The organism is Paenibacillus gansuensis (genome assembly GCF_042684925.1).
GTDB lineage: Bacteria > Bacillota > Bacilli > Paenibacillales > DY6 > Paenibacillus_N > Paenibacillus_N gansuensis.
Genome location: NZ_JBHUME010000019.1, coordinates 382,542 through 394,592 on the forward strand (window position 1 = coordinate 382,542; position 12,051 = coordinate 394,592).

Annotated in this window: 7 protein-coding genes and 1 rRNA gene; 6 read left to right on the plus strand and 2 right to left on the minus strand. The window is 51.0% G+C overall.

The genetic code is table 11. The annotated features are described in order from the left end of the window. Positions 1 to 233: 233 nt before the first annotated feature. A complete protein-coding gene (locus tag ACFSUF_RS24560; RefSeq protein WP_377607588.1) occupies positions 234 to 1,844 on the minus strand; it encodes a nitrite/sulfite reductase in 1,611 nt (536 codons plus the stop codon). Positions 1,845 to 2,111: 267 nt separating this feature from the next. On the opposite strand from ACFSUF_RS24560, the gene ACFSUF_RS24565 reads away from it, so the two are divergent. Then, positions 2,112 to 2,330 (plus strand): hypothetical protein, encoded by a 219-nt coding sequence (locus ACFSUF_RS24565; RefSeq protein WP_377607590.1) that lies wholly within the window; start codon positions 2,112 to 2,114, stop codon positions 2,328 to 2,330. Between the two features lie 87 nt (positions 2,331 to 2,417). On the opposite strand, the gene ACFSUF_RS24570 is transcribed toward ACFSUF_RS24565, so the two are convergent. Next, positions 2,418 to 3,386, minus strand: a complete 969-nt coding sequence (locus ACFSUF_RS24570) for a sugar phosphate isomerase/epimerase family protein (RefSeq protein WP_377607591.1) — start codon at positions 3,384 to 3,386, stop codon at positions 2,418 to 2,420. Between the two features lie 236 nt (positions 3,387 to 3,622). Between ACFSUF_RS24570 and ACFSUF_RS24575 the strand changes: the two genes are divergently transcribed. The 5 genes from ACFSUF_RS24575 to ACFSUF_RS24595 all read left to right on the plus strand — a co-directional run. Beyond that, positions 3,623 to 6,133 carry a U32 family peptidase gene (locus ACFSUF_RS24575; protein ID WP_377607593.1) on the plus strand — a complete coding sequence of 837 codons (2,511 nt, stop codon included), beginning with the start codon at positions 3,623 to 3,625 and terminating at the stop codon, positions 6,131 to 6,133. Between the two features lie 345 nt (positions 6,134 to 6,478). Beyond that, the gene (locus tag ACFSUF_RS24580) at positions 6,479 to 7,174 is read left to right on the plus strand and encodes a heptaprenylglyceryl phosphate synthase (RefSeq protein ID WP_377607595.1); all 696 of its coding nucleotides are present in this window, start codon (positions 6,479 to 6,481) and stop codon (positions 7,172 to 7,174) included. Between the two features lie 40 nt (positions 7,175 to 7,214). Then, complete coding sequence (pcrA, locus tag ACFSUF_RS24585) at positions 7,215 to 9,515, plus strand: DNA helicase PcrA (RefSeq protein ID WP_377607597.1); 2,301 nt, start codon at positions 7,215 to 7,217, stop codon at positions 9,513 to 9,515. Between the two features lie 97 nt (positions 9,516 to 9,612). Continuing rightward, the gene (ligA, locus tag ACFSUF_RS24590; protein WP_377607632.1) at positions 9,613 to 11,634 is read left to right on the plus strand and encodes an NAD-dependent DNA ligase LigA; all 2,022 of its coding nucleotides are present in this window, start codon (positions 9,613 to 9,615) and stop codon (positions 11,632 to 11,634) included. A gap of 279 nt (positions 11,635 to 11,913) precedes the next feature. Next, a 16S ribosomal RNA gene (locus ACFSUF_RS24595) occupies positions 11,914 to 12,051 on the plus strand; the annotation flags it as partial.

Here is a 12,051-nt window from a genome sequence, read left to right on the forward strand (position 1 = left end):
TGTTGTACGGTGTACAACATGCCTGGCCTTCGTTTCCCTCTATGCTTGAAATTATTGTACTTTGTACAGCATTTCATCAATTATTATCAGAATTACGATTCAAATGTTGTACAAAGTGCAGTATTTCGATTTTCCTATCCCTATACAGGTGAATTGTAGGTTTAGAACACCCTCATAGACTGAAGCAATCAAAAAACCGGCAGCCTTATCAGCTGCCGGTTCTATCTCATAAATTAAGCAATAATTTCAGTCAGTTTCTCTTGGAAAGCCGGTACACCAACGCGCTGTACATATTGGTGGAAAGTTTCGCCGTCAAGCTTGTTGTTCTTGTAGAAGAGCACCAGCTCTTTCAAAACAGGAGCTACACGGTCATGTCTTACGCGGCCCTTCAGGGCTGTGTTGAACTTAGCTTCAGGTCCGAGTGTTCCGCCGACTGCAATATCGAAAGCGTCGACCATACCCTCAGGAGTTTTCACTAAAGCGCCTTGCAAGCCGATGTCAGCGATATGCTTCTGTCCGCAGGAATTCGGGCAGCCGATGAAGTGGATACGAACTTCTTCCTCCATACCTGGGATTTCAGCATCGAGGTATTTGGCTACGTCACGGGCAAATTCCTTAGTTTCAACCAGAGCCAGGTTGCAGAACTCGTTGCCAGTGCAGGAAACCGTGCGGCTCATGAAGCGGTTAGGGAATGGAGTCAAGCGCTGCAAGACAGGCTCGTTTAGGAACTGTTCCAATTTTGCTTCAGGAACACCGGTAAGAATAATATTTTGAGATTGAGTAGTACGGATTGTACCGTCACCGTAAGTGTCAGCCAGACGCGCAAGTTCTTCCAACTCTTCACTGTTCAAACGGCCGACAGGAACATTCAAGCCGGCATAGTATAGGCCTTCCTGCTTCTGTGGATGAACGCCGTCATAGTAGGAAGATGACCAGCCGGCAATTTTGTCTTCGCCGCGAGTGGGCATAGGTCCGATTAGTTCGATCAGCTTTTCCTGGAACTTCTCAACTCCCCAGTCAGCCACAAGGAATTTCAGGCGTGCGTGATGGCGTTTCTCGCGATAACCGTGATCACGGAAAATGACAGTAACGCCTTCCGCTACTTTCAACACTTCTTCCGGACGGATAAACATATCCATCTGGCGTGCCAAGTGAGGTTTTGCAGACAAACCGCCGCCTACGGAAGCGTGGAAGCCAAGCACCTCTTCACCGTCAATCACTTTTATGGCAGGAGTGAAAGCCAGGCAGTTAATTTCTGCGTTGCCGTTGTTATGAATGTTGCTGGAGATGGACATTTTGTATTTACGAGGCAAGTTGGAGAAATCACGGTTCATCAGGAAGAAGTCGTTTACTTCATTCACTAAAGCCGTTGTATCCATTAACTCGTCTTTATCGATTCCTGCAAGCGGGTTGCCGACAATCGTACGAGGGCAGTCGCCGCATGCTTCATAAGAATACAGGCCGACTTGTTCCAGACGTTTGAAAATATCCGGCAAATCCTGCACAGTTAACCAGTGGTACTGGATAGCCTGGCGTGTAGTGACGTCAATTAAGCCGCGTCCATAGTCTTTGCCGATAGCAGCAATCATACGGGCCTGCTCCGAAGTCAATACACCGGAGTTGATGCGGATCCGCATCATGAAATAGCCGTCTTTAGGCTTCTGTTCATACACGCCTGCCCACTTAAATCTGGACATGTCGTCTGCGTCGATCGCGTCATAGCCTTTGTGAGCATACTCTTCGATAATCGTGCGGATGACGTCCAGTCCATCCTTTTGCAGTTTGGCGAATTCGAATTTATTTAATTTGTCGGAATTAGCCGTCCAAACCGGTTCGTAAGCCATGTTGATCCCCCTCGGTCGCATAATAAATTTATTTCCGATTAAATTACTATGAATATAATTGATCGTACCATATTTGGTAGCCTGCGTAAACGAATTGACAGCTTGCAAGATATAAGACTTTATTATAAATGAAGGTGTATGGCCTTATACCCAAGTAAGGTTGTGACAAACTTGTTAATAAATCTGTTTGGGACTTGCAACTGGAGGTCCGGGAAGCTAACATGTATTAATATAGGAATATTGTGTGAACAAAAAGGAGGGCCCCCCATGTTTCTGGCAGAAGAGGCGGCAAAGAAAACCACAAGCAATTTCGATCCGTTCGATGTATTCATCATTGCATTTACAGTAATAATCCTGATCGGGTTTTTGCGCTTACTGAAGGCACCTGAGAAGAATAAATTTGCAATCGGTTTCGCCGGAGTCAGCCTTCTTGTGTTCTTATTTCTGGATTACCTGATGATTAAGAACTGGCTTGGCTTGCTATAGACCTCCGTACGTAACTTAGTACATATGAATGAATATGAAAAACCCTTTGAACTGGCGTTCAAAGGGTTTTTGCGTGTTACAGTGAAATTATACCCACCACATCTCGCCCAAAGGCTCGCGGATCAGTACTTGCTGCAGGTTGTTTACAGCTTTAGTGAAGCCTTCATCAACGGACATAAGGCCGTCTTCGTGCTCAATGCTGACAACATAGTCATAGCCGACTAAGCGAAGCGCACTGATGATATCGGCCCATACTTTCATGTCATGTCCAAAGCCTACAGTACGGAACTGCCAAGCGCGGTCCAGCATCAAGGAGTAGGACTGCATATCAGTTACGCCGTGCTTGTTCACGTTAATCGGATCGATGGTTGTATCCTTTGCATGGAAGTGGTGAATTGCGCCTTCACGGCCGAGAATATGAACCGCTTGAACCGGATCAATGCCTTGCCACCACATGTGGCTAGGATCCAGGTTAGCCCCGATGACTTCACCGGCAGCTTCACGCAGGCGAAGCAAGGTGGCTGGCGTATGTACGGAGAAACCGCCGTGCAGCTCCAAACCGAATTTTACGCCGCGGTCGGAAGCGAACTTACCTGTTTCCGTCCAGTAAGGAATGACTTTGTTGCTCCACTGCCAGTCCAGAATTTCCTGGAAGTCATTCGGCCAAGGAGCTACCGGCCAGTTCGGATATTTCGCATCTTCATGGTCGCCTGGGCAGCCGGAGAAAGTGTTAACTACAGGAACTTCCAGTCTTTGTGCAAGTTCAACCGTCTGCAGAATGTTGTCATGCGCCGCTTTTGCGATAGCTTTTTGCGGATGAAGAGGGTTAGCGTGGCAGCTCAGGGCACTGATGATCAGGCCGCGGGATTCCACTACTTTTTTGAAAGCTTTCAGCTTGCTGTCATCGCTAAGAAGTACGGCAGGATCGCAATGCGCATTCCCCGGGTAGCTTCCGGTACCGATTTCAACTGCGTCCAAACCTTTAGCTGCGATGTAGTCCAATGCCTCTTCAAAAGGCTTCTGTGCAAACAAGACTGCAAATACTCCTAATTTCATTCCGTGGCACCTCCAAATTATAGAAAACGTATACACGCGTATTATATCATTACTCCAACCCAGGATAAAATGCATAGGATTGCGGAGTTTTTATGCGATTTTGGTATCAGGGCTGCGAAAAGTCCTATCTAGTATCAAAATGTGCTATAATAAAATGATGGCTTCGGAAGAGATTCGGGGCCTTTTTTGTTGGGAACACTAGGGTTACAAAGATATAGTCTGGAGGACCAAAAAGAATGCGTAATCTTACGATTGACGATATAGAATTACTGGCTCCGGCCGGCGACTGGGACTGCATGAAGGCAGCGGTGGCGAACGGGGCGAATGCGATCTTTTTTGGGGTGGAAAAGTTTAATGCCCGGGCGCGCGGGAAGAACTTTACGATGGCGGAACTGCCGGAAATTATGTCCTATCTGCACAGCTACGGAGTTAAGGGTTTTCTCACCTTCAATATTCTCGTGTTTGAGGAAGAACTCCCGGATGCAAAGGCGCTCATCGACGCTTGTATCGAAGCCGGTGTAGATGCGGTTATTGTACAGGATTTAGGCCTGGTGCGGATGATTCGCGAAATTTCACCGGATTTCCCGATTCACGGTTCTACGCAAATGACGATTACTTCGCCGGAAGCAGTGGAGTTTACGAAGCCTTTTGACATTGAGCGGGTCGTGCTGGGACGGGAAAATAACCTGAAACAGATCAAGACGATCGGCGATCAGGCGAAGCTGCCGATGGAAGTGTTCGTGCACGGCGCACTCTGCGTGTCCTATTCCGGGCAGTGTCTGACTTCCGAAATGTGGGGCGGACGCTCCGCGAACCGGGGGGAATGCGCCCAGGCATGCCGCCTGCCGTATGATCTGATGGTTGACGGGGTGCACCAGCCGATGGGCGACATCGCGTACCTGTTGTCTCCGAAGGATTTGGCTGCGTTGGAGATTTTGCCGGAGCTGATCGAAGCCGGCGTGACGTCTTTTAAAATCGAAGGGCGGTTGAAGAGCCCGGAGTATGTGGCGAACGTAGTGAGCAAATACCGCAAAGCGATCGACCGTTACTTCGAAGGCCGGGATCCGATGCCGGCCAAGGAAGAAGTGCGGGAGCTGCAGCAAAGCTTTTCCCGCGGCTTCACGTACGGGTTCCTGAAAGGCACCAACAACAAGCAGTTGGTGGAGGGCACGTTCCCTAAGAGCCGCGGGGTTTATCTGGGACGCGTCAAGGAGATTCTCCGGGACGGCGTAGTGTGCGAGATCGAGGCGCCGCTGAAGCGCGGCGACGGGATTGTGTTTGACGCGGGCGACCCGACGAAGAAGGAAGAGGGCGGCCGCGTCTATGATCTTCGCAAGCGCGGCGTGAAGATCGAGGGCGAAGCCGGGGAAGGCGCGGTCATCGAGATCGTGGCAGGCCGAAACGATGTGGATTTGAAGCGGGTGCATGTCGGGGACCGGATCTGGAAGACGAACGATCCGCACTTGGACAAGCGCCTGCGGCAGACGTTCGAGACCGAGAAACCGTATCATACGTTTCCGGTCGATATCCGCGTGACGGGCGCGGCGGGACAGCCGCTCCGCACGCAGTGGACAGACGTGAAGACGGGTTCCGTCGTTCACGTGGAGTCCGAGCTGCCGCTGGAGCTTGCTCAGAAGCGGCCGATGGACGAGGCCTTGCTGGCCGAGCAGCTCGGCCGGCTGGGCGGCACGCTGTTCGAGCTGCGCGGGCTGGATGCACATCTCTCCGGAGATGTGATCCTGCCGATCCGCGAACTGAACGCGCTGCGCCGCCGCGCCGTGGAGCAGCTCGAGGCCGAGCGGCGGAAGCCGCCGGTCTACGTCAAGCGGAGCATTGACGTATTCGGCGACGCCGCTCCGGCCCGCCAGCCCGTCGCTGGCGCAAACGCGCAGCTGACGGTGCTGTGCCGCAGCCTCGAACAGGTCGAGGCTGCTGCGTCGCGCAGCGACGTCGGCTTCATCTACGCCGACTTTGAATTTATTAAGCAGTTCCCGGCAGCGATTGAGGCGGTACGCCGGGCCGGCAAACAGATTGCGCTGGCAACGCCGCGCATCCATATGCCGAATGAGAACGGCTACCACCGCAACATCCTGAACCTGAAGCCGGACGCCGTGCTGGTCCGGAACACAGGCGCGCTTTACTACTACCTGAAAGCGCGCAGAGAGAACCCGAACGAGCAGCATCCGCGGCTCATTGGCGACTTCTCGCTCAACATCGCCAACCATAAGGCGGCGGAGCTGTTCCTGGAAGCAGGCTGCGACGTAGTAACGCCTTCTTATGACCTGAACATTCAGCAAATGGTCGACATGCTGCGCCGGACTGACGGTTCCAAGGTAGAGCTGGTCATTCACCAGCATCTGCCGATGTTCCACACCGAACACTGCGTGTACTGTACGTTCATGAGTGAAGGTACTGACTACACGAACTGCGGCCGCCCATGCGAAGAAAAACGCGCCTCGCTGAAAGACAGGATCGGCATGTCTCACCCAGTAAGGGTGGATGAAGGCTGCCGTAACACGGTATACAACGCCGTGGAACAGTCCGGAGCGGAATATTTGCAAAACTTCCTGGAGCTGGGTGTACCTTCTTACCGTGTGGAATTCCTGGAAGAGACCGGTGACAAAGTGCTGGAAGTATTGGATCTGTACAGCCGCGCACTAAAAGGCGAAATCAGCGGTACCCAAGTTTGGCGTACGTTGAAAGCTACCAATCAGCTTGGCGTAACACGGGGACAGCTGGTGAAATAAGCTGTAACAAAGGCCATTTCTTCCGCTTTTGCCCAAGTTATCGGTTAACGGAACATACATCTCATTTGCAGCACAACCAGATAGAATCAACAATGGCCTCACTCCGGTGGGGCCGTTTTTCCTTTTACAGAACCTGATTCTGCAATATCTCCGGAATGAAACGAACTGCTCACCTAAAGACGGCATCAGCCGTGTCACCTTGTTCCTTTGGACCTTTTTCGTATTACCTGCAGCTATGGCCGAGCTTCTCCCTTCATCTAAAGTTTGTAAATTGACACTCCTTCTTCCATCGAATAGACTTAAAAAGGAGAACTAACATTCCCTTTCCGAAAGGAACAAGCAGCATTGAAGAATGAACTGAAATCATGGAAACACGTGTTTAAACTGGACCCGGACCGGGAGATCGGCGACGAAGCGCTGGACCGGATTTGCATGTCGGGTACGGACGCGATTATTGTCGGCGGTTCCAGCGGAGTGACGTACGACAATACCGTAGAATTACTGTCCCGGGTTCGTCAATATACGGTGCCTGCCGCGCTGGAGATTTCCAACGAAGAGGCTGTGGTGCCAGGGTTTGATTTATATTTTATACCGATCGTCATGAACACTTCCCAAGGGGAGTGGATTACCGGACACCATCAGCGGGCCGTGAAAGAATTCAGCCACATGACCCCATGGGATGAGATGGCCGCACAAGGATATGTGGTGTTGAATCCGGATTCTACCGTGGGAAAACTAACCGGAGCCCAAACAAATCTCGATGCCAAAGACGTCGCAGCCTACGCCCAAATGGCGGAGCATCTATTCCGTATGCCTGTGTTTTATGTAGAATACAGCGGAACCTTCGGCGATATGGACATTGTACGGAAAGCCCGTGCCCAGCTCTCGGAAACCCGGCTGTTCTATGGAGGCGGCATTGATAGTGCAGAGAAAGCGGAACTTGCGGCGGAAGCGGCAGATACGATAGTAGTCGGCAACATTATCTATGAAGATCTGGAACGGGCACTGGAAACGGTGCCGGCGACAAGGAACGGGGCTTAGGAGCGGCAGATTGCTTCCGCTGTCTCATAGGAAAGGACTGATGCTCGTGATAAACGAAGCTTTAGATATTTTTAAGGCAATAAATCGATTGAACCCCCAGCAAAAAGAAGCCGTAGAAACGGTAGAGTCACCATTGCTTATTATGGCAGGAGCGGGCAGCGGCAAAACCCGTGTGCTTACGCACCGGATCGCTTACCTGATCGCTTCTGGGAAGGCTGCTCCGTGGAGCATTTTAGCTATCACATTTACGAACAAGGCCGCACGCGAGATGCAGGAGCGGGTGTCCAAGCTGGTCGGGCCGGTGGGCCGGGATATTTGGGTCTCTACATTCCACTCCATGTGCGTGCGGATTTTGCGCAAAGATATTGATAAAATCGGCTATTCTTCTAATTTTACGATATTGGATTCCACAGACCAGCTGTCGGTTATCCGCAGTATTTTAAAGGATATGAACATCGATACGAAGAAATTTGATCCCAAGGCCATTCAGGCGGCGATGTCCACAGCGAAGAACGAACTGGTCACCCCGGAGCAGTATGAGCAGAAAATCGGGGACTACTTTCAGGGCATTGTGGCCAAAGTGTACACGCAATACCAGCGCAGGCTGAAAGCGAATAACTCTCTGGACTTCGACGATTTGATCATGGTGACGATCCGGTTGTTTCAAGAAGTGCCGGAAGTGCTCGATTTTTACCAAAATAAATTCAAATACATCCACGTCGACGAGTACCAGGATACGAACCGGGCGCAGTACATGCTCTGTCTGATGATTGCCGATAAGCATAAGCGGATTTGTGTTGTCGGGGACAGCGATCAGTCGATTTACGGCTGGCGGGGCGCGGATATCAGCAATATTTTGAACTTTGAGAAGGATTATCCGGATGCGGTTACGATTCTGCTCGAGCAAAACTACCGGTCTACTTCCAATATCCTGAACGCGGCGAACGGGGTCATCAAGCTCAATGCGGGGCGGAAGCCGAAGAAATTGTGGACCGACAAAGAAGGCGGCAAAAAGGTTCAAATCTACCAGGCCGACTCTGAGCATGAAGAAGGATACTTTATTTGCGGCGAGATTATTAAAAACCGGAAATCCGGGAAATCTTACAATGAACATGCGATTTTGTACCGTACGAATGCACAGTCACGGGTAATAGAGGAAATTCTGATCAAATCGGATATCCCTTATCAAATCGTCGGGGGCATCAAGTTCTACGACCGAAAAGAGATTAAGGATATTTTGGCCTATCTGCGCTTGATTTCGAATCCGGACGACGATATTTCACTGGCCAGGGTCATCAATGTGCCCAAAAGAGGGATCGGCGATACGACGGTAGCCAAGCTGACGGAAGCCGCCCAGGCGCGGGGGATTTCTGCGTTCGCCATGCTTCGCAACCTGGATGTGCTTGATATTGCAGCCCGCACAAAGTCGTTAATGGCTGAATTCCGCAATACGATCGACCATTTGAATCAGATGGTAGAGTATCTTTCGGTCACGGAACTGACGGAACAGATGCTGGAGATGACGGAGTACAAGCTGGAGCTTCACCGGGAAGGGACCATCGAGTCCAAATCCCGATTGGAGAACATTGACGAGTTCCTGTCCGTTACTTTGGATTTTGAGAAAAGAAATGATGATAAATCCCTCGTTTCCTTCCTGACGGATTTGGCGCTGATTGCCGACATTGACTCTATGGATAAAGATGAAGAGGTCAAAGAGGCTGTCGTGCTGATGACGATGCACAGTGCCAAAGGCTTGGAGTTCCCTGTTGTCTTCATCTGCGGTATGGAAGAGAGCGTATTCCCGCATATGCGCGCTTTGAATGACGTAGAGGAGATGGAAGAGGAGCGGCGTTTAGCGTACGTGGGCATTACCCGGGCAGAGAAGGAGCTTTATCTGACGTCAGCTCGGATGCGGACATTGTTCGGACGCACAGCGGCGAATGCGCCTTCCCGTTTCCTGGAGGAAATCCCCGAGGAACACCGGGAAATAGTTTCGTCCTCCCGCGGGTTTGGGCGCAGTATAGGCGGGGGCGGCGGATTCAGCCGTCCAGGTGCGCAGCGCAGCGGCGGATTCGGGGGCTTTGGCAGCACTGCAGCTGCATCGAGCGGGCAGGTGCGGACACAGATGTCTGCAGCTCCTTCTGCTGCTGCGGCTGCAAACCGGCCTAAGCCGGGCGAGTTTGGCGTAGGCGACAAGGTTTCCCACGGCAAGTGGGGAACGGGTACGATTGTGTCCGTGAAGGGCTCTGGCGACGATACCGAACTGCAGATTGCGTTTCCTGCTCCAGTCGGCGTAAAGCGTTTGCTGGCAGGTTTTGCACCGATTACCAAAGTACAATAACAACAGGGTTGCAGGGTATTTCTTTTAACGGGTATCCTGCCCTGCTACATAGATAGAAGGTTATAGAAGAAAGGGCGATGCCTTCATGTCCACGGCGATGGATCCGAAACAGGAAATGCAGCATTTAATTGAGGAGATCAGCAGGCATAATTACGAATACTATACGTTAGACCGGCCTTCGATCAGCGATGCGGACTACGATAAACTGTATGTCCGTCTGGTTACGCTGGAACGCGAAACCGGTACGGTTCTTCCGCATTCTCCGACACAGCGCGTAGGCGGTGAAATACTGAAAGGTTTCGAGCCCCACAAACACTTGTCTCGCCTGTGGAGCTTGGATAAGGCCCAAACGTTCGAACACCTGCAAGCATGGCAGCAGCGCGCCGCCCGTTTAATCACGGATTATAATGCCAAAAACCCGGAACAACCCCTGCCGGAACCTTCCTATGTCATTGAGCTGAAATACGACGGATTGACGCTCAACTTGACCTACGAAGACGGAGAATTAGTCCAAGCCTCCACACGGGGGAATGGAACGGTAGGCGAAGCTATTTTGCCTCAGATCAAAACGATTAAGTCTATACCTACCCGGATCCCCTTTACTGAAGGGAAGTTTGAGGTGCAGGGCGAAGGCATCATGTACTTATCGGTTCTAGAAGATTACAACAAAACTGCGGCAGAACCATTGAAAAATGCCCGCAATGCAGCCGCAGGCGCCCTCCGCAATTTGAATCCTAAGGTGACGGCCTCGCGGAAGCTGGATGCTTTTTTCTATAATGTTGGTTACAAAGAAGGCCTTTCTTTCTCGACTCACCGTGAAATGCATGATTTCCTGCGCGAGAACCGGTTCAAAGTAAACCCTTATGCCGTATATTGCGATACGCTGGATCAGGTATTTGAGGAATTGAAGAAAGTAGAAGCTAGGCGGCATGACTTGGATTTTCTGATCGACGGTGCGGTTATCAAACTTGTGGACCTGCGTACGCGTGACGTCCTTGGCTATACGGATAAGTTTCCACGCTGGGCGATTGCTTATAAGTTTGAGGCTGAGGAAACTACGACCATTTTGGAACATGTCAGCTGGGAAGTCGGCCGTACCGGGAAGATCACTCCGCTAGCGAATGTGGAACCTGTAGATATTGCCGGGGTGACGGTGAGAAATTGTACTTTGAATAATGTCGGGGACATTGAGCGTAAAGGATTGAAGTTTGCACTTGGAACCCTTGTCTACATCCGGAGAGCAAATGATGTCATACCTGAAATGATCGGCAAAGTAACGGATGAGCAGGACGGCGGGGAAATTATTGCCCCAACCCATTGCCCGGCATGCGGTTCCTTGCTGGAGGAGAAGGGTGCTCACCTGTTCTGTGTGAATAAGTACGGTTGCCGTCCTCAGCTGGTAGGCCGTATTGTCCACTTTGCTTCGCGGGATGCGATGGATATTGAAACGTTCAGTAACATGACGGCGGAACAGCTCTACGATGAGCGGGGAGTGAAAGATCCGGCGGACTTGTACGACCTTACATTGGATGACTTGCTGGGTCTTCCTCGTTTCGGCGCCAAAAAGGCCGGCAACCTGCTTGCTTCCATCGAGAAGAGCAAAATATGTGACCTTTCTTCTTACTTATACGCTTTGGGTATTCCGAATACGGGCAAGACGACTACAAAGGCTCTGGCTGATCATTTCAAGGATTTGCGCCGTGTGATGGAAGCAACGGTTGATGATTTGGTTCAGATTCCGGATGTAGGTGGTATTGTGGCGGATAGTATCGTTTCCTTCTTTGCTGAGCCTGCTATGCGTGATAGTGTGGAACGGATGCTCGCACGCGGGGTCACCCCGGCTGTAGAAGCGGGAGCGGCAGAACCGGTCGGGGAAAATATATTTACGGGCAAAACGGTCGTGTTGACAGGAACACTTCACCTGATGACGCGCGACGAGGCTTCCAAGCGGTTGGAGGCTTATGGAGCCAAGGTGTCCGGAAGTGTGTCTAAGAAGACTGATTTCCTCATAGCGGGGGAAAATGCCGGAAGTAAACTGACTAAAGCTCAGGATCTGGGCGTTCGTATCATCGATGATGAGGAAGAGTTTGTCCGGTTGTTAGAGGGGAAAGCAGAGTAGCTTGTTATGTGGAAGCGCCTTTCGGGGCGCTTTTTTAGTTTGGATTACTAAGTGTAAATAGAGAAAAAGATGCAGTAAAATTTTACCTTTAAAAAAGGGGTTGCGTTCTTTCGTGGAGTCGTGTAATATATCTTCTTGTGACCGCGAGAAACACACACGGCTCACGAAAGAAATATCAGGTGTAAGCTCCTTGAAAACTGAACAAATGAATGGAATCACGAATCGGTGTTTACATCGATTCAAAGCCAAGCGAAATAGATTGAGCAAGTCAAACGAACTTTTATGGAGAGTTTGATCCTGGCTCAGGACGAACGCTGGCGGCGTGCCTAATACATGCAAGTCGAGCGGAGTAGAAGAGAAGCTTGCTTCTCTGAAGCTTAGCGGCGGACGGGTGAGTAACACGTAGGCAACCTGCCT